General features: G+C 38.1%; 18 protein-coding genes and 1 tRNA gene. 8 read left to right on the forward strand and 11 right to left on the reverse strand.

The window, feature by feature from the left end:
- Window positions 1–251: 251 nt before the first annotated feature.
- The 4 genes from IPI99_02095 to IPI99_02110 all read right to left on the reverse strand — a co-directional run bounded on the left by IPI99_02095 (window position 252) and on the right by IPI99_02110 (window position 2,429).
- A complete protein-coding gene (locus tag IPI99_02095; GenBank protein MBK7339303.1) occupies window positions 252–758 on the reverse strand; it encodes an NADH-quinone oxidoreductase subunit C in 507 nt (168 codons plus the stop codon).
- A complete protein-coding gene (locus IPI99_02100) occupies window positions 758–1,303 on the reverse strand; it encodes an NADH-quinone oxidoreductase subunit B (protein ID MBK7339304.1) in 546 nt (181 codons plus the stop codon). The genes IPI99_02095 and IPI99_02100 overlap by 1 nt, the downstream gene beginning before the upstream one ends.
- A 44-nt stretch (window positions 1,304–1,347) precedes the next feature.
- Window positions 1,348–1,734 carry an NADH-quinone oxidoreductase subunit A gene (locus tag IPI99_02105; GenBank protein MBK7339305.1) on the reverse strand — a complete coding sequence of 129 codons (387 nt, stop codon included), beginning with the start codon at window positions 1,732–1,734 and terminating at the stop codon, window positions 1,348–1,350.
- A 128-nt stretch (window positions 1,735–1,862) separates the two neighbouring features.
- Window positions 1,863–2,429: a CvpA family protein gene (locus IPI99_02110; protein ID MBK7339306.1), complete on the reverse strand. Its 567-nt coding sequence runs from the start codon at window positions 2,427–2,429 to the stop codon at window positions 1,863–1,865.
- Between the two features lie 159 nt (window positions 2,430–2,588).
- Between IPI99_02110 and IPI99_02115 the strand changes: the two genes are divergently transcribed.
- The 5 genes from IPI99_02115 (at window position 2,589) to IPI99_02135 (ending at window position 11,229) form a co-directional block, all read left to right on the forward strand.
- Entirely contained in the window at window positions 2,589–3,074 is a 486-nt protein-coding gene (locus IPI99_02115) for a hypothetical protein (GenBank protein ID MBK7339307.1), read from the forward strand.
- Window positions 3,075–3,077: 3 nt separating this feature from the next.
- Window positions 3,078–4,022: a hypothetical protein gene (locus IPI99_02120; GenBank protein MBK7339308.1), complete on the forward strand. Its 945-nt coding sequence runs from the start codon at window positions 3,078–3,080 to the stop codon at window positions 4,020–4,022.
- Window positions 4,023–4,641: 619 nt separating this feature from the next.
- Window positions 4,642–6,423, forward strand: a complete 1,782-nt coding sequence (locus IPI99_02125; protein MBK7339309.1) for a T9SS type A sorting domain-containing protein — start codon at window positions 4,642–4,644, stop codon at window positions 6,421–6,423.
- 13 nt (window positions 6,424–6,436) lie between these two features.
- Window positions 6,437–9,340: a gliding motility-associated C-terminal domain-containing protein gene (locus tag IPI99_02130; protein ID MBK7339310.1), complete on the forward strand. Its 2,904-nt coding sequence runs from the start codon at window positions 6,437–6,439 to the stop codon at window positions 9,338–9,340.
- A gap of 749 nt (window positions 9,341–10,089) precedes the next feature.
- The gene (locus tag IPI99_02135; GenBank protein MBK7339311.1) at window positions 10,090–11,229 is read left to right on the forward strand and encodes a zinc-ribbon domain containing protein; all 1,140 of its coding nucleotides are present in this window, start codon (window positions 10,090–10,092) and stop codon (window positions 11,227–11,229) included.
- A gap of 513 nt (window positions 11,230–11,742) precedes the next feature.
- Here IPI99_02135 and rny read toward each other — a convergent pair.
- Window positions 11,743–13,383, reverse strand: a complete 1,641-nt coding sequence (gene rny, locus IPI99_02140) for a ribonuclease Y (GenBank protein MBK7339312.1) — start codon at window positions 13,381–13,383, stop codon at window positions 11,743–11,745.
- Window positions 13,384–14,505: 1,122 nt separating this feature from the next.
- Between rny and IPI99_02145 the strand changes: the two genes are divergently transcribed.
- Window positions 14,506–15,678, forward strand: a complete 1,173-nt coding sequence (locus IPI99_02145) for a 3-hydroxybutyryl-CoA dehydrogenase (GenBank protein MBK7339313.1) — start codon at window positions 14,506–14,508, stop codon at window positions 15,676–15,678.
- Between the two features lie 255 nt (window positions 15,679–15,933).
- Here the strand turns inward: IPI99_02145 and IPI99_02150 are convergent, their stop codons facing one another.
- The 6 genes from IPI99_02150 to IPI99_02175 all read right to left on the reverse strand — a co-directional run bounded on the left by IPI99_02150 (window position 15,934) and on the right by IPI99_02175 (window position 21,481).
- Window positions 15,934–16,272 carry a single-stranded DNA-binding protein gene (locus IPI99_02150; protein ID MBK7339314.1) on the reverse strand — a complete coding sequence of 113 codons (339 nt, stop codon included), beginning with the start codon at window positions 16,270–16,272 and terminating at the stop codon, window positions 15,934–15,936.
- A 357-nt stretch (window positions 16,273–16,629) separates the two neighbouring features.
- Window positions 16,630–17,562 (reverse strand): sugar kinase, encoded by a 933-nt coding sequence (locus tag IPI99_02155; GenBank protein ID MBK7339315.1) that lies wholly within the window; start codon window positions 17,560–17,562, stop codon window positions 16,630–16,632.
- Window positions 17,563–17,665: 103 nt separating this feature from the next.
- Window positions 17,666–17,739 (reverse strand) — tRNA-Asn (locus IPI99_02160).
- A 74-nt stretch (window positions 17,740–17,813) separates the two neighbouring features.
- Window positions 17,814–18,830 (reverse strand): T9SS type A sorting domain-containing protein, encoded by a 1,017-nt coding sequence (locus tag IPI99_02165; protein MBK7339316.1) that lies wholly within the window; start codon window positions 18,828–18,830, stop codon window positions 17,814–17,816.
- 91 nt (window positions 18,831–18,921) lie between these two features.
- Complete coding sequence (locus IPI99_02170; GenBank protein ID MBK7339317.1) at window positions 18,922–20,301, reverse strand: hypothetical protein; 1,380 nt, start codon at window positions 20,299–20,301, stop codon at window positions 18,922–18,924.
- Between the two features lie 184 nt (window positions 20,302–20,485).
- On the reverse strand, window positions 20,486–21,481 hold the full coding sequence (locus IPI99_02175; protein MBK7339318.1) for an aspartate-semialdehyde dehydrogenase: 996 nt from the start codon (window positions 21,479–21,481) through the stop codon (window positions 20,486–20,488).
- A 141-nt stretch (window positions 21,482–21,622) separates the two neighbouring features.
- Between IPI99_02175 and IPI99_02180 the strand changes: the two genes are divergently transcribed.
- Both IPI99_02180 and IPI99_02185 read left to right on the forward strand, forming a co-directional pair.
- Window positions 21,623–24,217, forward strand: a complete 2,595-nt coding sequence (locus tag IPI99_02180; protein MBK7339319.1) for a lamin tail domain-containing protein — start codon at window positions 21,623–21,625, stop codon at window positions 24,215–24,217.
- 2 nt (window positions 24,218–24,219) lie between these two features.
- Window positions 24,220–25,188, forward strand: a complete 969-nt coding sequence (locus IPI99_02185) for an endonuclease/exonuclease/phosphatase family protein (GenBank protein ID MBK7339320.1) — start codon at window positions 24,220–24,222, stop codon at window positions 25,186–25,188.
- Window positions 25,189–25,190 lie beyond the last annotated feature (2 nt).

Genomic DNA, 25,190 nt, shown 5'->3' on the forward strand with positions numbered 1-25,190 from the left:
TGGGCTCTTTTTCAATTAAGTGGTCAAAAGATCGCTACTATATTGAATATTTTTTCACATTCGACTTTATGCTAATTGATAGCTTATTTAAGTATTTTGAAATATAAAATAAGAAATGGAACCAATCTTAAACACTTCTTTTGGAATTTCTTTATGAATACTGAATTTTATATGGACTCAGGCAATCAATCCACATCACTCCACGTGCAGAACAGAAAAGAAAGGATAGCAAAAAAATAGTCCTCAAATACTTATCGGCCAAACTGGTAGTCTGCTTTGTCTTCTCGACGAGGGTCTTCTAAAGGAAATTCCTTCCGCATAGGAAAATCAACCATCTCATCCATATTGAGGATCCTTCGCAAATCAGGATGTCCCAGAAAATTCAAACCAAAGAAATCGTAATTTTCTCTTTCCATCCAGTTTGCACTGGCATATATACCTGTCAAAGTAGGGAGCTCAGGTTTACTCAATGGAACATATACTTTAAGCCTTAACCGTGTCTTATGAACAAGGCTGTGCAGCATATAGGCCACGCACAATTCCTCACCTTTGCGATCCGGATAGTGTATTCCACAGATATCGGTCAAAAATTGGAATCCAAGTGAATCATTTTTGTATAGTTTACTTACAACCTGATAGAGTTGATTGACGGGTATCTCCGCGACACACATTCCGGCATTGTCCTGACTGAAACTAAAGACATCACCGCATAGCTCACGAAGTTGGAGTTGCAATTGTTCCTGCGACAGAGCTTCCATCATTTGACTAAATACTGATCTAACAATTGTTTGTATTCTTCGGAGTCACGACGCCTCACTCCTTCACTCTGTATGACATCCTGGATTCTCAATATTCCTTCTATAATTTGTTCAGGTCTTGGGGGACAACCAGGCACATAAACGTCTACTGGAATGATGTGATCAATACCTTGTAGGACAGAATAGGTATCAAAGACTCCTCCGCTCGATGCACAGGCTCCTACAGCGATCATCCACTTTGGTTCTGCCATTTGCTCATAAACTTGCCTAAGTACCGGACCCATTTTCTTTGCGATAGTGCCCATCACCATAAGGAGGTCAGCTTGGCGAGGTGTGAAACTCAGTCTTTCAGCACCAAACCTGCCTAAGTCATAGTGGGCAGACATGGTGGACATAAACTCGATACCACAGCAAGAAGTCGCAAACGGAAGTGGCCAGATACTATTCTTCCTGGCTAGGCCTACTACAGAATCTAATGATGTAGCAAAAAAACCAGGACCTGATTGACCCGGAGGCGCTTCTGCCATTTTTATTTTACCACTCATTCTGATTTAATTTATATTCCAAATAATATTCTGTATTAGTTCGATTATTCTCTATGTTTTTCTTCCCAGGCTAAGACACCTTTACGCAGGACATAGTAAAATCCTGCCATCAACAAGGTGAGGAATACCAACATCTCCCAAAAGCCAAACCAGCCCAGTTTTTTGTAGTTGACTGCCCATGGATACAAGAATATGATCTCCACATCAAACAGTACAAACAAAATAGCTGTCATAAAATACTTCACGGCAAAAGGGTTTCGCGCATTGCCTACACTGTCCAAACCACATTCAAAACTGTCGTCTTTTCTCTTGCCGTGCTGCTTCGGCCCAAGTAAATGGGTGCCAAGGATGACAAGCACCACGAAAGTCAGTGCTACACAGAACTGTAAGAAAATCGGGTAAAAACTATATGGAATATGGTCCGGTTGCATATCTTTAATCCGTGAGGCACAAAGATACATCAGGAACATCAAATATTTTTCCGTTATAAGATCCGGATTTCAATTCCGTGCTCAATACCTGATCGAACTGCCTGTTCACCCATTCATTTATCCGATGATTATCTCATGTCATCAGGTTGAAGCTCTTTTTGTGGCGTGGACTGATCTACTTTATGAATTGCCTCATTAGTTTTATCCCAAAATTCCGAGAAAATCGGTTTCAGCTTGTCGATCACTGCTTTTGATTTACCTGATACTGTCAAAAGATATGGATAAGTGATTGATCTTTGAGCCACCTCAGGTTTAATAATTTTAATTTTATCACAAAACCCGATGATAGAAGCGTAGAGTACAAGCGCTATCAGTCCTGAAACAGCTCCTCCTGCCAGCTGATTAATAATATTGATATGTGCCGTTTCCAAGACTTTCTCCAGACCCTGACCTAGCATCCTGATGGCAATCAAGACCAGTAGAAACGTCAGAACAAATCCCAATATCACATTCATTCTGGGGTCGACATTGATGATTTTCTCCATAAGCTGCATAGCCAAATGAGAAAACTTCAATGTGATCAATAGACCCAATAGTACCGATAATATGCCGAAAACGGTCTTGATGATTCCTTTTGTGTATCCCAGGTAAAAGAAATACCCCACCAATAACCCACAGATAATATCAATCCACATATTAATTTTTTATTAAAGTTTTAAACCCCAAACCTATAAAATAGATTCCGTAGAACTCTTGAATCTTAACACTTGTTTTGAAATAATCTGGGTGAGATAACTTTTAGGCTTATAAAAACCCTTAGATTTGCTAAGTCAATGATAAAATTAAAACTAATCATGGCATCGCTGCTTTGCGTGGTGCATTTGATCTACGGATCGTCTATACCTGCGCAGAATTCGATGCCTCAGAACAAACCTCAGGAGGGAAATGCGCTTCCCAGATCATTTATGATCGGTGAGTACGAACAGCCCTATGAAAATTTGATCAATCAATATGACAAATTGCTGCTCACTGTATGTGACAATAATATGCCTCGAGCCTTTGACTTATGGAATCAGGTCATGGCCGACATTGAAGCTTACTCCATCCAGAACCAATTCGACCTAAATGGTCTGAAGTTATGGATGAATGTCTTTTTTAATGCTGACGGCACTATTCAGCACATCGTTTATTTTCCCAAACCAAATTCAAGGAATATGCAGTTTGATAAACTTACAGCTTTTTTTGCTGCATTTACCAAATCGTATCAACTTAAACCAGTTTTAAGTTCTAAATGCTCTCACTACGGTAGCGCCTCTTTCCCGGGAGTTCAAAAGCATTAAAAATTGATTTTCTTTCGTTCCATTTTCAAAGTAGCCGTCTTACTAAGCTTCTCCGGATGCCATAAGACGGAGAAAGTGGATTTGATTTCAGTAAACTTCCCTTCCACATTTGATTTTTCAGCAATAGAATTTGTGGGTCAGGATAGCTTGATGGCTCTAACGGGAAGTACTTGGCAGACAGCTGAGTTATCCATAAGCCATGATGCCGGAATAAGTTGGGACAACAATCAAATTTTCAATAAAAAAATATTCTCTTTATCTCATCAAACTTTTGGTCGAACTATAGGCGCAGGAATAGATCATATCTGGGAGTTTGCTGGAGATGGTTCAGCATGGCACAATAATTATAAGGAATATAGATTTTACAGGGACGCTGACGCTTCAGCACAAGGGACGATCATGAGTTGTGGAGGAGAGGCATTTCATATCGGATATATTGATGTCTTCACTACGGCAGATACCCTCTTCAACCGGGTATTGACCAATCATGAACTTGATGCAATCAGATGGCTTGGTGGTACTAACTGGATTGCTGCCGGATATGGTCTCATCATCCAAAGCACAGATGACGGAAACCATTGGGATACATTAGCTTATTCTGGTGACCATTTTGTTGATATACAAGTATTATCTACCGGTTCTGTATTCATAGTTGGCGCTTCAGGGAGTGTTTGGAAGACCAATAAAGACTTGAGCCAATTTAAAAAGCTAAGAAAATCTCAAACGAGTTCCTTCGGGTTGGAAGTCATCAACACTTCTGCCTGGGCCTCTGAGCAGGTAGGTATACTTTGCGGCTTAAATGGCCACATGGTGATGACCGAAAACGGAGGAGCAAACTGGACCACAATTGATGCCGACATAGATGCTCACATCTATGCTTCAAGCTTTGGTTCTGGCTATTTCTGGCTGGGATGTCAAAGCGGAAAATTGTATAAGTTTATATTGTAAATAATAATTACACATTTTAAAACCTTGCATTGATGAAAAAATTCATTGCACAAAACGTAATGAGGTATGGCAAAGAAATCTATGCATCGTTATACCCGACTCACGAACAAAGAAATTCTGTGAATTAGAATGAAAAACTTGTATTCAATCAAGCTCGTTTTTGATCAAGTTTGAATTTCTACAAGTACCCTTTATAAAAATAGTAAACACAGCTTCCCAATCGAATTAGAAAAAGCCGCATTAATTGATTGAAAAGGCAAAGTTCAATTTTCACTCTTCATCCAGCTTATCATATTAAAATAATAAATATGTAAAATAAAAAGATATAAAATCTGATCAGATTGCTATATTTGTACATCACTTACGATTCAGAACCCGATAATGATCGCTTACACTCGTATCTGATAGTACTATGTAATTTATCACCAATTTAATATTTTTTCTATGAAAAAGACGAACGTTTCCCCAAACCCCAAAACCGAATTCTCCAAATTGAAATTTAATTCTGTAACCCTTCGGGGGGGGGCAAATTAAATTCTGCTATGCACTTCTAATTTTTATCTTTAACTTTTTAATGCCTGGATCGACGGCGGCTCAGATTCAGTGTCCAAATTATCATATGATGATGTCTTTTAATCCAAATGGATGCAATGTCCAGCAAAATGTCAATGTATCTCTTGATAAGCAGGACGAAGTACCCTATCTTATTTATCGTATCAATGTACTGATTACCTTTAGTCCAAATCTTGTGGATCAATTAAAAACGATGAATTCTGTGAATTCCATTTTTGGTCAACAAGGTTGGATAACGTATTTTACATTTAATTCCAATTCTATCAATTTTAACGCACATTGGAATAATGGTACCGGAACTCCTATTAATTTTAATACGGATATGAACCTGTTTGATATTGTATGGAATGGGGACAACTCTCCACCACAATACTCGCACAGCTATCCATTCCAATTTTTTTCTCCAGCATGTTTTATTGATTGTTCTTCTATTTTATTACCAACACAGACTACCTGTTATCCAATGGCCTTGGCCAATTATAATTTATTTACTCCTATTCACGCTCCGGTGAATATTCATGGTAACGTAAAATATAGAAACAATATATTTTCGAATGGCTCTTGTTCTGACCAAGATAATTTTCCTGATTTAGCCATACAAGCTACTATGGGGACTACTATTTTGGCAAGCCAGACCACGCCTATGAACGGCAATTATGCCTTCAATACATTGCAGCCTCTATGTCAATATGAGATCCGCCCTGTTTCTCCAACTCAGCCGCATAGCTGTGGAGTGACACAAGCAGATATTGATGCCGTAAGAAATCTTGTCCTAGGAGTTATCGGTGGATTTCCCCAAACATGGAACTATATTGCTGCAGATGCCAATTTAAGTGGAACCTATACTACAGCTGATATAGTAAAAATAAATAATGTGATTCTTGGTGGAAGCTTTCCAAAGAATTTTAGATTTGCTACGGATAATGATTATAATAATTATACACCATGGAGTGGACTTAACTTTTTTGATTTTGCTACAGTTAATCCACTTTTGAATTCTACCAATACAATCAATTTTCATGGCGTCAAGGTTGGAGACGTGGCGAGAATACATCCCACTCTCGGAATTTTGGATTATTATAGTGGGGACTGCGATATCTGCACTGTGAGCTTTCAAGATCCACACATAGAATCCAGAGAGTCTAATAAAGAAGAATTGATTATACTACCTGAAGAAGCATTTTATCCTAATATAGAAAATGCTGCTCCAGTCAGAATAAAACTTGAGGTATCTAAAGAGGATCCAAGTCGTATCGATATCATGATTACAGAAGTAATAAGTGCGCTCAATCTTTCGATCAGACTGTCGAATCAAGATTATAAAATAGTAGGTATAGAATCCAATAGTTTATATACGGAAAAATCTTATATCATTGAAAAAAATGGACAATCTTTAAAATGGATTTGGCTCAGAGATCTGTCTCAGCCTTTCCAGGAAAAAATTGGATCTATAGTACTCAATAAAGCCGGGTTAACTGTGGATCTAATACAAATAGATAATAATCTAAGATACAATTATGTGGTGAATGAAGAAGAAAAAGAACGGAAAATTGCTTTCTCTATCATAGGAGAGCATTCATCACCATTAGAAATATACCCCAATCCGGTTTCCGGACAAGAGCTTCAACTGCGCGTTGAGAAAATTAAAGATGGATCATATCCGGCAAAAATTGTAGATAGCAGAGGGGCATTGCTTTATGCTGAAAATCTGACTTTCAAAAGTGAAAGAGCAAGTATGGTTCTGCAAAATGACATTCCATCCGGCATCTACATACTCCAGTTGCAAGTGAATCATAAGAATGTTTCTGCACGATTTGTTGTAAAATAAACCGACTTGTATCATGCGTAATGGTATCGTGCTGATTATCCTTTTTTTGTTTGTTCAAAACTGTTATAGTCAGATTTTTTATGGTCTAAAACCTAATGTGGGCAAAGGCTGTGCCTTCAGGATAGATTTGTCCGGCTGTACTTATACTCAGCTTCCCAATCCCAGACTTACAGGATATTGCTCAGGTTGTCAAGGTTCTTCTGGGGCGTTTGTATATAATGGAGGAGCAAGTTTTGCCAAGGAGGGTTATCTGATCGTTTTATTTAATACACAGTTTATCAAAGGATATTTTCGAACTATAGATACAGTAACACATTGTTATGGTTTACCTTCGATACCAATTATTGGAGAATTTTTCAATCAAACAGAAAATTGGACCAGTCTGGTTACGGATGACTGCAACGTACTCTGGTCAAGTTCCAAAGAAAGATTGCTGAGTGTAGATATTCCCAGAGGATACAAGCTCACTATACATGGATTTACTGCTCCATATCAGTTTATTAATCTTTGTTACCGAGATGGTGCATTGTTTGGAATGTTCCAAAACGGGGTATATAAAATTAATACCTCGGACCCATCTCAGAGTACATTACAGTTTAAGTTTGCCAATAGCCTGCCATATCAAAATGATTCTTTGGTTTCCATGGAATCTGTAGAGATAGATTGCGGTGTGTGGGAGACCTACTTGTTTTCAGAACAAGTAGGTCATCCTACCATTCCTTTAGGAATTTCAAAGCTGGATTTTTCTACAGGAACAATCACTCCGGTCTGTACACCGGATACTCCCTATGTATATTCTATTACAGCATGGCCTAAGCCGCCTCCCTGTAAGACTATATTCGATTTGGATATTAATAATAGTTGCGGACTTGTGGGCGCAGATTTTCAACAGATATATTGCCCAGACCAAAAAAGGTCTATATCAGATATCGATGCACAGTTTCACTTTCCAAGAGTAAGTGTGGATAGTATTTGGATTGAGCTGCATGCAGGATTAGATCAAAACAAAGAAAAATTATCAGTCAATCCATGCAGCAACTATAAGCTACAAATCCTGCATGACACTTCAATTTTGCTTACAGGATTTCTTGGGACAGATGCGGAGTTGGCCAGTTGTATTCAGAACGTATTTTATGAGAACAAACAGAAATGTCCACAAGAAGGAACAAGAACAATAAGTTTTGTTTTGAAAACCTGTGATGGATTTGTTTACAAAGCAAACAGCTATATCCATATACCACAATATGCTTGTGCGGGACTCGATACAAGCATTTTGATTTGTTCGGAGAATGTTCCATTTAGCTTACACCCATTGCTTAGACAAAATTCCTGGAATGGAGGAAGATGGAGTCCGGATTCTATTTTAATCAATATGCAAGATTCATTATTTTATTATATCGAAGACAGAGGAAATTGTAATCCGGATACGGCCAAGTTAAATGTGCATATTAAAAACACCCAAAGCAACTTTCTAGGACAAGATGTAAAATTGTGTAATACATCAGACTATGAGATAAAAACCAATATTAATGGATCTCATCTATGGAATACCGGCAGTAGTTCAAGTGAACTAAGAGTAACACAAAGCGGAACATACTCTGTACAAATAATAGATTCTACAAATTGTGTTTATACCGATACAATAGAAATTCTTTTCGGAAAGACCTATGTAGATTCGGTTCGCATCAGCAGTTGTCTTGGAGATAGCATATATTGGAGAAACAAGTGGTTGGTCGCTTCAGGTAGTTATATAGACAGCATAAGCTCTTCAACTGACTGCGACAGTATATTCCAATTGAATCTTAAATTTGAACCACTAATTTCCAAAGTAAAAACAATAAATGTCTGTCCTGAAAAAACTTATGTGTACAAAGGAAAAAATTACAATATAGGAGATCGAATTATAGACACGGTCTCAGCCCTTTTAGCTTGTGACACCATCCTCAGTATAGATATAAAAGCACATACCATCAAAGCACTAAAAATAACAGCAGACAGCCTCATCTGCACAGGAAAAGCGACAAGCATTAGCAGTAATAATTCTTATACCTCCTACCGCTGGTCAAGTGGTGAACAAATCAACAGCATCACCAAACCCGCAGGAACCTACACTCTCACCGTGACGGATCAGAATGGTTGTATGCAGAGTAGTAGCATCACTATAAAAGAAGCTCTAGCAGTAGATTTCACAGTAGAAAAAACAGATCCACTCTGTCCGGAAGATCTTGGCAGCATCAGAATAATTAAAACAAGTGGTGGTATTGATCCTATTCGCTTTACAATCAATGGACAGTCCACAAGTTCGACACAGATAGATCAATTGACCCAGGGAAAATACATCATCACCGGTATAGACGCACTTGGCTGTATGACTCACGATACTGTAGAAATCATTGCAGCTCAAAAATGGAATCCGTCCCTAAAAAATACTTATACACTCGATGCGGGCACTTCCTTATTGATTAATTTTGATACCCTCGGAATAAAAAAAGTGATCGTCAACCCAAGTGATCATATCAATCCATTAGACGATCTGCATATAGTGTTCAGTCCGGATCAGGAGATGATTTATTTCTTGACATTGATAGATGAAAACGGATGTGAATACGTACAAGAAATAAAATTGATCATCCAACGAAATGACGACATCCACGCTCCCAATATTTTCACGCCCAATGGCGACAATCTCAATGACGAGTGGCAAGCCCAGGTAGGAAGCTCGATAAACATAGAAAGCTTGAAAATCTATGATCGCTGGGGAAGTCTCATCCACTCTACCGCAGGAAATACAGCCTCATGGAATGGAAAAATAAAAGGAGAAAATGCTATGCCAGGTGTGTATGTTATTGTATTAAACTATAAAACCAGTCGAGGAGAAACAAAAGTACTGATACAAGATGTAAGCTTGATAAGGTAAAACATCTAGTAATATCAGATTGTACAGTATAGAATGAAATTCTCAGAAATTCAGAATAGCTTTTTTCATTTAAGTTTTTGAATGAATGCAAAGACGTTAAGAAATGAAAACAGCCTTGATCTTTTGGTTCTTTTGGATCAAGCCAAAAGAACAATTAAAAACGTAAGCCAAAAGTCAGAAAACTCCAAGCTAAAAACAATGACGAAGTAATCAGAAATTCAATTCCGTTCTTTTCCCTAAATCCATCATATTAAATAATTAAATATATATAAAAGAAAGATACAAAATAGAAACAACTTGCTATATTTGTAAATCACCTACGATTCAGAACCCGATAATGATCGCTTACACTCGTATCTGATAGTACAATGCAATTTATCACCAATTTAATATTTTTTCTATGAAAGTGAGGAAGCAAATCCCAAGCCTAAAAACCCAATTTATCCAATCGAAATATAATATTGTAGGTCGCCGGGGAGAATTATAAATCTGATATGAGCATGCAATCCTAAACAAATTATATAATTTTGTTTTAACTTCGTTTTAAATGAAAAGAAAGCCCTTATAAATAGAAATTATCAACACCATAATGGCATAGAAAATAATGTTGGGCTCAAATAAAAAAGGAATAAAGTGTATATAAACTATCTCAAAAATAATTCCACTTGTCCCTGTTGTAATGAATTAAACATTAAAGGGATTGGTATTATAAACCGTCAATTAAAAAAATTAGAAGAAGTGAGACTAATATGTTTTCGAACTGTCCTTGGAATGGCGGAATTAAAGGATTATTTAAAAGTGGACATTTTTCCTGGGCTTGTGATGACTGTATTGAGTCTAATAGAGCAATTGAAGCCAAATTTGAAGACCAAACATATTGTGATTATTCTCCCTATCTTGCTTATTTCGACAAAGAAATGGAATGCGAAAAATGCGGAGAAAATTTTATATTCGAGAAAGAAGAGCAACAATATTGGTATGAAGTACTAAAATTCTGGGTACAATCATTTCCGAAAAATTGTAAAAAATGCAGGGAAATATTAAAGCAGGAAAAAGATTTGAATAACAAACTTTCTAAGATACTAAAGAATTTGAATAAAAACAATCCTGGAGAATTGATTGAAATTAGTCAACTTTATTTCGAAATGAACAAGTTTGAAAAAGGAAAATATTATGCTACTTTGGCTAGAAAAGCAATGCAAAAAAAAAGGAAAATTAAAACAGAGCATATGAAAAACCAGAAGACACTTATCTTCTTATTAATATTATTCGTAATTTCTTGCATATTTGCTTGTAAGAAAGATGAAAGTATACCAGACAACAATCCTCCTAATCCAAATACAACATCGTATGACACTATTTATCCACTAGACTATTTTCCTGCATTTCCTGGTTCATATTGGAAGTATGTGGACTCCAATAACGACACGACCTTAATCAAGACTGACTCATCATACCAAAAAGATTATTACACAATAGGGTCAGCTGCATATATATCTGACACTTTTTTTGTTCCAATATATAATAAGATACCAATTTGGGCTTATGAAGCTCATACAGGACCGATATCGAATTCAGGTTCATATCCTCTGACAATGATATTGTCGGATTCTCTACCTATTGGGAGTAATTGGATAATATACAATTGGTCAGGAACACAAGTAAGCAGAAAAATTATTGTGAAAGATACGACCATCACAATTTCATCTAATCCATACTACCCAACAATTGCTGTTGAAGAATATTACTCATATGGGCCGCCAAATTACATATGGATTGCAAAAAGGTATTACACAAAAAACATTGGACTAATAAGAGAAGACTCATACAACAGCATTGACTCTACAATAAACACCAAACAAATCATTGATTACTTTATAAACAATTGATTGTATGTCAATAATAAGGAATAAACCACGCCCAAATATACAAGGATTAATCAAAGCTTCGCTTCGATTTCATCCTGAGTTGAATAAAACGAAGTCCTCCAGCTAATCATCTGAACATCTGGGGAATCAATAGGTAATGGACAAGATAGAAATAGTGCTCAGAAGATAAAGAGGGTGATCTCAGTTTGAATTGATTGCTTTCATTAAAAGTGCACTGAGCAAGTTTGGTTCTTTCTGGATGAAAAAAAGAGAATTGGGGTAATGGATTTTGTAGATTTCATAGATTACTAATTATTCCAAATGCATACCAACCTGATCAAAGATACAAGTAATGTAAGCCTACGGATATTGCAAAAAGAATTGGAATATCAAGGGCGGAGGAATTCAGCTGAAGCTCAATATTCGGATCATCTTACCTGAGTTCTCACAAAATTGAAATTCTCAAGCTGCATACCATTACTCCGGCAAATTTGGGTACCGATCGCAGGATTATAAATAAGGAATTATATCCTCTTACCTTGCAAAAGCTGTGGCTCTTTTTTCACGAATGACGGTCACTTTCACTTGTCCGGGATATTGCATTTCGTCCTGGATTTTTTGAGAAATCATGAAAGCGAGGTCATCAGCATATTGATCGGTAACTTTTTCTGATTCTACTATTACACGCAATTCTCTCCCTGCCTGCAAAGCATATGCTTTTGAAACACCTTCATAAGTCATTGCAAGTTCTTCCAGTTCGTTGATTCGTTTCAAATAAGACTCCAGGATTTCTCTTCGCGCACCTGGTCTTGCACCACTGATCGCGTCACATGCCTGCACAATAGGAGAGATGATATTGTTCATTTCAATCTCATCGTGGTGGGCTCCAACCGCATTAATAATAACTTCATGTTCGTTGTGCTTTTCGCAGATCTTCATTCCATAAAGCGCATGTGAAAGCTCTGATTCTTCCTCAGAAACTTTACCTATGTCGTGGAGCAATCCCGCCCGTTTTGCCATTTTGACCTGTTTTGGGTTGAGTCCAAGTTCAGCAGCCATGACAGCACACAGATTGGCTGTCTCTACTGAGTGCTCCAAGAGATTCTGTCCATACGATGAGCGGAACCTCATCCGGCCGATCATTTTTACCAGATATGGATCGAGACCATGAATGTCGAGATCAATGATGGTTCGTTCTCCGATCTCGACGATTTGCTCTTCAATTTGTTTCTTCACTTTAGTCACTACCTCTTCAATGCGAGCTGGGTGAATTCTTCCGTCCGCTACGAGTTTCTTTAGAGCCAATCGGGCTACTTCCCGACGAATCGGGTCGAAGCTCGAAATCACGATAGCTTCCGGCGTATCATCCACGACAATCTCAGCTCCTGTAGCTGACTCCAGAGCGCGAATGTTGCGGCCTTCTCTACCGATAATTTGACCTTTGATATCGTCGCTATCCAGATTGAACACGGATACAGAATTTTCTATCGTGTACTCTGCGCACATCCGTTGGATGGTTTGGATGACAATTTTCTTTGCTTGCTTGTTGGCATTGGTTTTGGCATTTTCTATAATCTCTTTTTCGATAGAGAGTGCATCTGTATTTGCCTTAGCCCGGACAGCCTGAAGCATGTGTTCCTTGGCTTCAGATTGAGTCATTTTGGCTATTTGTTCCAATTCTTTTATCCTCAATTCATTGGCTTCTTCCAACTCATCTTTCTTTTTTGAGACAATTTTTAATTGCATTTCCAAATTCTCTCTCAAGGTCTTGAGTTCCACTTCTTTGCCATCAACATCCTGACGTTTCTGGTTGACCTCCTTTTCCAAAACCTGGGTTTTCAATTCTCTTTCTTTGAGCTCAATCATCTGATTGGACTTGAAGCTTTCGAATTCTGATTTCAGCTTGCTAAAATTGTCTTTACTCTCTTGAATTTTTTGCTGCTTGATGCTCTCGTTTTTTGACTCTGCTTTGGCAACTATCTTCTCAGATTTGTTTTGAGCTTCATCTAAAATGCGCTGCGCAGAAATCCTTGCTTTTTCTAGTTCCAGATCTGAAACTTTGTTGATTTCTTCAATTTTTTGGCGGTTGGACTTCTTAACGAGGGCGTTGCTGACAACATAACCGAGTCCGCCTCCTCCCGCAAGTCCAATTATACCCAATATGATAGGATCCATAATAATGAAAGTTTGTGGCAACTTGTCCACAGCATAAGCAAAGGGGTAGCGTCTAAATTCTGGTTGATGCAGATCGAAGAATCGTCATTATTGGCCCTCCATGAGCCTGGGTCTGCTGCACTATTGGCTTAGACCCTTTGTATATTATATTGATTGTCGAATTCCTGATTTTCATTTGCCCCAAAATACCGCTCTCCTACTTGATCTTATACTGTAAATCAAGTTTTTATATATTAAAAATAATTATATTTTATATCTTTTAATTCTGCTCAAAAGATATTTTGACAAAAGTACACAAAATAATTGGAAATTTTGCGTAGCTGTCACAATGAATTTGAGCTAGACTTCAGTTTGAGATCCGTCGAAAGAAAAAAATGGAAATATTACTCATTGAATTGCAAAAAAGACCAAAATTATAGGAAGCGAATTTTGCCCTGTCGGGAACATATCAAAGAAGTTCATGCTGTTATATCGAGAATTAGCAGGTAGTTTGGTCGATTTTGGCCTAATACATTGTACTAGCAGGATTTCACTGTGGTATAATACCAGATATTGCTATGGGACCTCGGCAAGAGTTAATTGCCAATAATATCAAAGATTGTAATTCCAAGGCATGTTTTCGCTGAGCGATAATCGAGTGTAAGAAACAACACTCTCAGTGATGTAAAAGGCAAAAATTTGCGAGGTATTGCGCTTGCCCCATGAGTGTTAACTTGTGTTTTCATTAATTCTACATGGATCAAACATTGAATGAACCAGCTGCACCACACTTGATTTGTTAAAAAAAATCTATACTTGGACTCAATCATATGCCATTGTTTAGAGTTTGGAGATCGTTTGACTTGAAAAACATATTCAACCGAAAGAATAAGTTTAAAAGCAATATGGCTGCAGAGAAATAAACCAACATGAACTTCAGTTATCCACCTGGTAAATACTGGATTCAACCACACATAGAATCTCCAATTAAGCCCAATCTGATTGCTAATATTTTTCGATTCTATGTTTATAAAAACTAGGAGATTTCTCTGAATCAACGAGGGCAGTAAGCAAAATCCTGCTTGTAAGCTTTTATATACATTCTGTTCCACCGCAGTCAGATGGAGACTGTATCTTTGGCTTATGGTGGAAAGTTTGAAACAAATCGGTGTAGTCGGGGCAGGGACGATGGGACTGGGCATTGCTCAGGTCGCCGCACAATTTGAACGAGTATTGGTTTATGAGTCAATCGAATCTGTGCGGTTCAAAGCACAACAATCCTTGAGTACAAAACTCAACATGTTAGTCGAAAAAGGCAAAATAAGTCCATCCTCGAAAGACGAAATACTCACACACATTCATTGGTGCAAGGACTTGTCAGAGATGAAGCATTGCGATCTCATCATTGAAGCCATTCGCGAAGACTTGCAAATTAAAAAAGATCTTTTTTCCACACTCTCAGATATCATATCAGAGAAATGTATACTCGCTACCAACACTTCATCACTTTCGATAACGGGGCTGGCAGCATCGGTTCCCCAACCCGATAAATTTATAGGTATTCATTTTTTCAACCCTGCACCTATGATGCAATTGGTAGAAATTATTCCGGCCCTACAAACGGATCCTTCAATCATCAATTTAGTGTCAGAATTGCTCCGAAAATGGGGCAAAATCACAGTCATTGCAAAAGACACTCCTGGCTTTATTGTCAATAAGATTGCACGGCCTTATTATAGTGAAGCGCTGAGAATTTATGACGAAGGAATTGCGCAAATGGGAGAAATTGATTTTGCGATGACAACTCTGGGGGGCTTTCGAATGGGACCATTTCGTCTAATGGATTTTATCGGACATGATGTCAACTATGCTGTAACAGAAATCGTGTGGAGAGAAAATTATTTTGAGCCCAGATACAAGCCTTCTATTACCCAGAAAAAACTGGTGGAAGCCGGATTCCTTGGAGACAAAAACGGCAAAGGTTTTTATGCATCAGCAAATAAAAATGAAAATTCGACTTTAAACACAGAAATCAAATCAATTCACATTGAGATTTTTCATCGAATAGTAGTGATGTTGATTAACGAAGCTGCTGATACATTGTACTACGGCATCGCCTCGGCAAATGACATTGAGACTGCAATGACCAAGGGTGTAAATTATCCAAAAGGTTTGCTCAATTGGGCAAATGAATTAGGTATTTCATTCTGTGTGGAAACAATGGATAAACTCTATGATTTTTATAAAGAAGACCGATATAGATGCAGTCCACTGCTAAGTAATATGTACAAATCAGGAGAAATATTTTATGTCTAATTATTCCAATCATCAGATCTCAGATTATACGGATGTCCATACCCAAAATTTACTAAAATAGAGGAAATATCAACTGTACATGTTGAACAGTTTTTTTACATGAAAATCATCGACTCTAAAATAAAATCTCCAGACAATTTTTAACTGTTTTATTAACAAATCAAATGATCACATCCATATCTCTAAAATGTAAAAAAGGCAGTCATCTGAAAAGATGCTGCCTTGGCTTTATTATTGCAGGTACAAGAAAGCTGATCAGTCTTCTTTGCCTACTCTCATGACTTCTGATACCACGATCTCAGTCATGTATTTGGTTTGACCTTCCTTGTCATCATAGCTCCTGTAGGTTAACTTTCCTTGTATCGCGATTTTCTGACCTTTCTTAAAATAATTACTGATAAATTCAGCTTTCTTGTCCCATGCAATCAGTCTGTGCCACTGGGTGTCTGTACTTTTCGTGCCGTCGGCGTGCTTTCTGTCTTCATTTGTTGCTAAAGAAAGGCGTACGAGTTTCTTACCTTTTTCTAATTGTGTAAATTCAGGATCTTTTCCTAAGAAACCAATCAGTTGTACGGAATTGCTTAATGCGTTCATTTGTAAAATTTTTTAATTCGTGAAACAATAAATTTGATGGCTCAAAGGTATAGGTCCCTCCAAGCCCGATCCGTAAACCTTCCGTATACTTTCGGATATATCCGAAAGTATACGGATAATTACGGCTTTGTATCCATCCTTAAAGAATAAGATCATGATATGATTCAGCTAAATTTTAATCAAAATTTTGTAGCTGATTTTCTTTTACTTATCAAATTATCTCCAAAAATGAGGGTAATCAAGAATTTAGAAATGATTTGGAATATCCAAATAGCTCATACTATACATCTATGAATAGAAGTAGTTAGAATCTAAGAAAAATTCACCCACAAATTAAAAACAAAAACCAGATAAATACTAATCTAGATGCAGTTCGTTAACGTCAAATGAGGTCAGTGCCTCAAATTGTCGGAGGCGTGAATGGATTTGTTCAGCATGAAGATGTCTTAATCTCTGAAGACTAAAATCTTCTACACAAAAGGAAGCCATTGTAGATCCATAAATGATAGCCGTTTTTAAATTATTAAAGCTGATTTCTCCGGTACGAGCCAGATAACCTATCATCCCTCCTGCAAAACTATCCCCAGCACCGGTAGGATCAACAACATCTGCAACTGGTAGCCCAGGAGCAAAAAAGATCTGGTCTTTGTGAAACAACAAAGCACCATGCTCTCCTTTTTTGATCACTAGAAATCTGGGTCCCATACTGTGAATCTTTGCAGCAGCTTTCACCAGACTTCTCTCTCCCGAAAGTTGTCTAGCCTCTTCGTCATTTATAGTCAAAACATCCACCCTTTGGATCACTTCGAGAAGTCTGTCCAGGGCAACATCCATCCAAAAATTCATGGTATCCAGTATCACCAATTTTGGTTTGGTGCTCAATTGATCCAATACAGCAATTTGGACGTCTGGTGTCAGATTGCCTAACATGATGTACTCACTATTGCGATAGCTCTCCGGGAGCCTGGGATTAAAATCTGCAAGCACATTAAGATCTGTAGTAAGTGTATCTCTGGTATTCATGTCTTGATGGTAGCTTCCTGCCCAGAAAAAAGACGCTTTGTCCTTAACTCTTTCCAACCCATCCATATTGACTCCCCTAATCCGCAAAGCATCCACTTCATCCTGCGGGAAATCATACCCTATGATGGAGACCAGATTGATAGGTTTATAGAGATAAGATGCTGCCCACGAAATGTATGTACAGGCACCCCCAATTACTTTTTCAGCTTTGCCATATGGAGTATGGATTGTATCGAATGCCATAGTCCCTACCGTCAGAATACTCATATTTCCTTTTATTTCAAAACAAAAAAGCAAGCAACAAGCCCTTGCTTTGCCAAAATGGCTCACAAATAAACAAAAAAAAAGCTTTGCAATTGCAAAGCTTTTGCGCCCCTTCTTGGGCTCGAACCAAGGACCTGCGGATTAACAGTCCGACGCTCTAACCAACTGAGCTAAAGAGGCATTCCTAAATTGGAGCTGCAAATATAGAAACTATATTTTTTTTTGATGAAAAATTTCTTTGGATGATTTTATCATTATTGTTTGACAAAATGCTGCATCCCCCAGTTTCTACCCTCTCCGATAGCCATTACAAGATATTTACCAGGCGGAAACTGCTTCATGCTTACTTTAATCTCACCTTGGCCTATTACATTTTCTTTTATGAGCTGTTTACCTTGTTCGTCGAGGATAAGGATAGATTTTACTTTATCAGCTTCAGGAAGTTGTATGACTAAGTACTCTTCAGCAGGATTCGGAAAGAGTTTAACATTAATTTTATCAGTAGAATTATCATTTGTACCTACACTTTGTTTGGACAGATAATCCGCATTATAATCTGTATTAATTTCACCATTCAATTCAGACTCAATAAAACTGTGGGTGGCAACAGGAGCTGAGTATCCTGAAGAATACCAGGCTAACCTGTCCACGGTAATGTTGAGAATTGGGATTCCAAAAAAGTCTCCTATTATAAATCCACGGCTCCGAGTTCGTATACAAGGAAATGTACCAGTCGGAGTTTTCACTTCACCCCAAGCATCAATTTTGAAAAAAAACTGAATATTCAGATCCACTTGACCTAGTGGTGTCACTAACTCTGCAACAGCTGTATCTGATGCTTCTGTCCCGAATACCGCCGGAAACAACATTTCAGTAACAGGATTACTGTATACAGTCACATTAGAGCCATCTACATTTCCCCAGTTGAATACTCCGGTATTATCTGACTGGAATACGTCAAAGGTCGTATCAGCTACAGGCAGCTCATCCAAAATCAAATTTGCTTTTGGAAACTTTGATTCAACTCCGGTATTCTGAATAGCTAAAAAGACTGAATTCTGCTTGATTGCTCCTGCTGTCTGACCTGGGGTAAGATCCCAGATTACTCCGGCTCCGGCTAATAGCAATGAATTTCGATTGAGCAATGATTCATCTAAGCTGGTGAATTCATAAACTGAATTTGCTTTAGGTGCATTTGATGACTCATAAGCTACTTGAGCTTCAGCTTGTGAGATAATCAGTGCAAAGATCATTAAGTTAAAATATTTCATCTTATAATTTTACAAATATCATCTAATAGGAAGCATTATTATAATCTGATTTTAATCCAGATGTAGAACTATGTTTTGGTTAATAAGTTGATCATTCTTCTTCAGTTGGCTTGGTATGCCCAACTTCAACCGATCCTTCATTAGATCCTCCACCCTGACCTTCATCAACACTAGGAGCCTGTGTGGCAGTGCCTTCTGATGTCAATTCTGACTCTGTTCCATCTGTAACTGGGACGATGATTTTTTTCATTTTGGAGTCCTTGATTTCTTCTGCAGCTTTCTCCAATTTGCCGGTATCTTCATCGCTCATTGTTGCCTTTGCTGAATGGATATCTTCTGAGATTTTTGATTTGATCTTTTCCTGCTCTTCGAGGATCCTCACTTGTTGTTCTTGCTTCTCAGCCTTTTTAATTTCCCATTGTTTTGCTTTCTCGCTCTCTTTGTCGAGTTTGGTTTTTGTTTTGAGAAGCTCATCTAGTTTTTGTTGCTTAGATTTTATCCTTTCTTCAATCATACGAATCTTTGCAACTCGGATTTGTGCTTCCAACTGTCCATTGGAATCCTGTATTCTTTTATTCTCAAAACTAATATCTTTTAAGTCACGCTCGATGGACTGCTCCATACGCTGAATTGCTTGTGAAAGCCCATCCAGTCTATTGTTCAGTCTCTGGTCTTTGGATCCTGAATTTCCACCTTCTTTATTCTTGCCTCCACCTTCTCTTTTCTCTCGAATAGCGGCGAATGCTTCATTCAACTTAGACAAGATCAGGTCTCTGTCATCCTTTGTGAAACGTACGTTTTTAGAATTCGTCTGAATATCTTTGAGTTCGTCAAACAATGGTTTCAATACCGAACCGCTGGCTATTCTTTCCAGGATGGAACTTACTTTTTGCTGAATTTCCTGAGAGGCCTCTTTTGATCTGGTTTTAAACTCATTGTCAAGATTTTTTCGCAAAGATTTAAGCTCATCAAAAAGCCCATTGGCCTTAGAGCGTAAAGAGTCTGCATGATCTTTGAACAGATTGCGATCAAATATGTGCTTCTGGACGGTGTCCCACATCCCTTTGAGTTCATCCCACACATTGACATCAAAAACCTCTAGTCGCTTTACTTTTTCAGTAATATCCTCGAGGTCATTCTTATAGTTCTTGTATAGCTTAGAGGAAAGGACTACAAAATGCCACTCCATCTGGGCTCGCTGAATCATATCTCCTCTTTCTACTTTGAGGTCCTCGGGAAGTATACTCTCAGATACGGTCAGCTCGGTCACACGATGCTCCGCAGAGGCCGGAATGGCGACTTCGGCTCCTTCCCTCCAGGAATTCATCAGTTGATTGTAGTATTCTTCCGTGATGTCCTTCTCGGGAATGGCCCAAATATCAATATTGTTGTCATCAGGATTGAGAGAAATTGCTAAAAGTACTTTCTCTTCTCGTGCATTTGTTCCCCAAATTACCAGTCTGGATCTCATGATTCTTCTTTTCTATTTCAAATTTTTAACTTCTTTCAACTAGTCTCTTCTATCTGTATGCCAAAATTGCAACAAATTTCGTGTGCTTTCAATCGAATTTCCTTTTCGGGATGACAAAAATCAATCCAATTTGGTTGATTTTCTAAGATTCATGAAAAAAAATATTCAAAATGCAAGGATTAATTCAAATCCAAGCTCTATCCCTCAGTTCTTTTGCAATCTGAACGGCGTTAGTGGCAGCCCCTTTCCTGAGGTTGTCCGCCGTTATCCACAAATTTAGGCCATTCTCAAGGGATTCATCTACCCGAATTCTACCTACAAGCACTTCATTCTTTTGGTAAGCCTGCAGAGGGGTTGGATATTCAAATTCTGAAGGGCGGTCCAATACTTTGATGGCTTTGGATTTGGCGAGCAAATGCCGGATATCTTTTATATCAAAGTGGTTGAGCAATTCTATATTCACGGATTCAGAATGCCCTCCAAAAACAGGCACTCGTACAGCCGTAGTAGTGATCCTCAATCCATAGTCGCCCATTATTTTTTTTGTCTCATGGACGATTTTCATTTCTTCTTTGGTGTAGCCGTTTTCAAGGAAGGTATCACATTGAGGAATGCAGTTTTCAAAAATCGGGTGATGATAAGCCCTTGGTTCGGGAACTTCCTGACTTTGCTTCTCTGCCTGATACTGGCGAACAGCTTTCATACCTGTTCCGGTAAATGACTGATAAGTAGACACTACAACTCTTTGGATACCATACTTTTCATGTATTGGGTGCAATACCACTACCAACTGAATAGTCGAACAGTTGGGATTAGCAATGATGTACTGATCCTTGCGAAGTTCATGACTGTTTACTTCCGGCACGACTAACGGGACTTCTGGTTCCATCCTCCATGCCGAAGAATTGTCTATGACGTATGTGCCGCGCGCAGCAAATTGTGGTGCAAACTCTATTGAAGTCGATCCTCCTGCTGAGAAAAGTGCAATATCAGGCACTGACTGAATTGCATCTTGCATGGAAACTATTTTGTAATTCTTGCCCTTGAAATGGATTTCTTTACCTACGGATGTGCTGGATGCTACCGGAATAAATTCAGAGATAGGAAAATGGCTTTCTTTCAAGACCTCAAGCATGACCTGACCTACCAATCCCGTAACACCCACTACTGCAACTCTGATACCTTTTTGATCTGGACTCATTTTTTATCTTTTTTTTTCGATGAAGAAAGCCTCTTTTAAAGCTTGCACAAAGGCATGAATGCAAATGTAATTCTCCACTTTCAATTCGTTCTATAAAAAGTGCTTATCTTTTGGGCTGAAATGAGAGTTGACTTAATATTTTACATTATCGCCTTGTTTTCATTTTGTTTTCCTGTCTGGGGCCAATGGAATGATCATTTTGAAACATTTGACACTAGTGTTTGGAAAGGTGATGTAACGGATTTTAAAGTGAATACAAATCAAGAACTTATGCTCGAAGCACAGGCAGCAGGAAAATCTTCTATTGCCAGATCTTTTGACATCCAAGATACTCTTGAAGTGAGCTTTTTTGCTTCGCTCCAGTTCGCACCGTCAGCTGCAAATCTATTGCGCATTTACTTAAATGCCGACCAGCAGGACCTGAGTATAGCTTCCGGATATTTTATAGAAATTGGAGAAAATGGAAGTCAAGATAAATGGAAATTATTCAGGAGGCTGAATGGTAAGAACAATCTCGTCACGGAAGGGGTGACAGGTAAATTGGCAGTTGATCCGGCTGTGATCAGAATGAAAATCAGAAAAGAAGGAAACAATTTGTTGAATGTTTTGACTGATTACACAGGTGGAAAAAATTTCATCTCAGAAAAAATTGTCCCGGACACAGGAAGCCTATCTCCAAATAGAGTTTGGTTCGGGATTGAGTGCGTTTACACAGAGACTCGAAAAGATAAATTCAGCTTCGATGATATCATGACTTCTATGGTGAATCCGGATAGAGAGGGACCCAAACTGATCTTTGCTGAAGCCATAAATTCGCATGAAGTAAAGTTGAGTTTTGACGAACCAATTGATACATTTTGGGCAAATAATACTGCCTTATATGTCATCAGCGCACTTGGCCCTCCGGACGACCTTGACATATTAAATGAGCATGAACTCAGTATCCACTTTCAATCTGCCTTCGTTTCACAAACAAATTATGAAATCAATTGCAGTCAAATCAAGGATAAAACAGGAAATTCTTCTTCCAACCTGAGGCAGAGTTTCTTGTATGTTCAGGAAAACAAACCAACCATAAATCAAGTATTGATTACAGAGTTTATGGCTGACCCCAGCCCATCTATTGCATTACCTGAAAAGGAATATATAGAACTCACAAATGTATCTAATCAAGTCTTACAATTAAAAAATTGCACCTTAACAGATGGTACAGGAAAGGCTGTCATTCCTGAATTCTACATCCAACCCGGAGAGATCATCATCTGTTGCTCAAAATCTGATAGCGTAGAATTTCAAAAATTCGGACGTGTATTAGGATTAAACAATTTTCCTTCCTTAAATAACAGCGGAGATCATATCTTCTTATTGGATGATCAAGGTATGATTATCCATGATGTTTCTTATACTGATGATTGGTATCAATCAGAAGAAAAAAAAGAAGGCGGATATAGTCTCGAAATGAAGAATCCCTATCAACTCTGCCATCGAATATCCAACTGGAGCGCCAGCACTCATCCTGCCGGAGGCACACCTGGAAGACAGAACCAAGGTTGGAACACTATCCAGGATGTTGAAGGACCTCAATTGTTAAGTGCTTATGTGATCAGTGAGTGGGAGATCAAATTAATATTTGATGAGGCTCTTGATGAATTCATCAGCACAGATCCGGGAATTTATAATATTACTCCATCCAGATCCATCGCAACTGCGGATTTACTACTGGTAGATCAAAATGAAATAACGCTTTTGCTCCATGAAAAACTAGAACCCGGAATCGAATACAAAATTGACATTAATGGATTAGCTGATTGTGTCGGCAATGTGAGTTCTCATATCTCTCATCAACCTATTTCTTTACCATCAATTCCAATGCAGGGAGATTTGATTTGGAATGAAATACTATTTAATCCGGCAACAGGAGGTGCTGATTATGTCGAAATATTCAATCGCAGTAATAAGCAAATTTCACTTCAGAATTTATTTGTTGTCAATTTTTCTCAAGACTCAAACTGGGTACCGATCAAATCTGAAAAAATAATTTCAGGAGAATCATTCATAGTTTTTACAACTAATCCAATGGTGGTCAATCAGCAATATTCTGTTTGCAAAGATTCTCTGCTCATCTTGAAAAACAATTTACCATCACTTCCGGATGATGCCGGGAGGCTTGCCCTTGGCTATCTCAACAAGCAAGGAAAGATGATTATTCTCGATTCAATGACATATGATGCAAGTTGGCATCACCCATTTTTATCGTCCAAGGATGGCGTATCCTTAGAAAGGATACAATCGTCGGGATTGTCTTCTTTGCGATCAAACTGGCAATCGGCAACGTCCTCATGCAGTTTTGGTACACCAGGACTACAAAACAGCCAACACCTCAATCCTGTTGAAAATCCTGTCAATGAGTTTTATTCTATAAAAGATCGCGTCATCACTCCGGATGGCAATGGTCACAGAGATTTTTTAGATGTATTTTTTCAACTGAAAAATAGCGGCTATAAACTTCAAGCTGATATTTATGATCTCTCGGGAAATCTGAGGAGACACCTGTACAATCAAATCCTCGCATCTGAAGAACATCTACTTTGGTACGGTGATGATGACGACGGGAATCCTGTTCAGGCAGGAAATTATATTCTATCACTATACCTTTACACTCCTGATGGAAACAAACATCATTTTAAAGAGAGAATTGTAGTCGATTACAAATAAGCATGCATCTCAGATCCTGGCATATTAGCTCGATAAAATTTTTTAATCAATCGATAGTTACCTGGGTCGTAGCTGGAATGATCATTTTAGTTACAGCATTATTCATTTTTCCCCCTGAAAACTTATTGATCAAACAACTCAGCCAATTTGCAGTTCATTGGATTTTCGCAACACTGATACTGGGAATTTTTTTTCTCATAGTTGACAATGACCATCTGTTGTACATTTCATTTGCAGCATGTGGATTCATGAGTTTATTCCTCATGCGATCATACAATACAAGTCTTAAGCTAGCTATTTCGGATAATGTACATTCCGTAAGTGTTGCATTTATGAATCCGTCCATATGTACAGATGATGAAATTGCGATCATTCAAAACATCAGAAAGTTCAATCCTGACATAGTTGTACTTGAAGAATTTACTCCAGATTGGTTATCACTCAGTGAAGAAATCAAAAATTCCCATCCCAATTTCTTGGAATTGATGAGGATTGATCCTTTAGGTAAAGCCATTTACTCAAAAAATGAAATTTTCAAAAAAGATACATTTGATTTGGCTCTATCACCAGTTATTTATGCCGGAATATTGACCAAAGGTAAAGATACGTTTTACATGGGCGCTTGTAATTTACTACCACCCATCACCTTGTCCTCTTATCGCAAGCTGAGTTCATATCTCGACACTCTATCACAAACGGTTTTTCCAACTTTTAAAAATAATCTGCTCTGTGCAAACCTCAATATCATTCCCTGGTCAGGTGAATTGCTTCATTTCAAAGCCATGACCAATATGGCTTCCAGTAGAAGGGACAACAATCTTGGACAGGATAAATCTTCATTCTTTGGCATCTTCAATGCACCCAAAAACGAAATTCTATTTTCTGAAACAATGGAATGTGCTATGTTTCAGGTTATGAAAGATTCACATGAAAATCCCTTCGGAATTTTTGGCCGTTATCAAATCAGATAAAT

The organism is Saprospiraceae bacterium (assembly GCA_016710235.1).
In the GTDB taxonomy this organism is placed as follows: Bacteria; Bacteroidota; Bacteroidia; order Chitinophagales; family Saprospiraceae; genus Vicinibacter.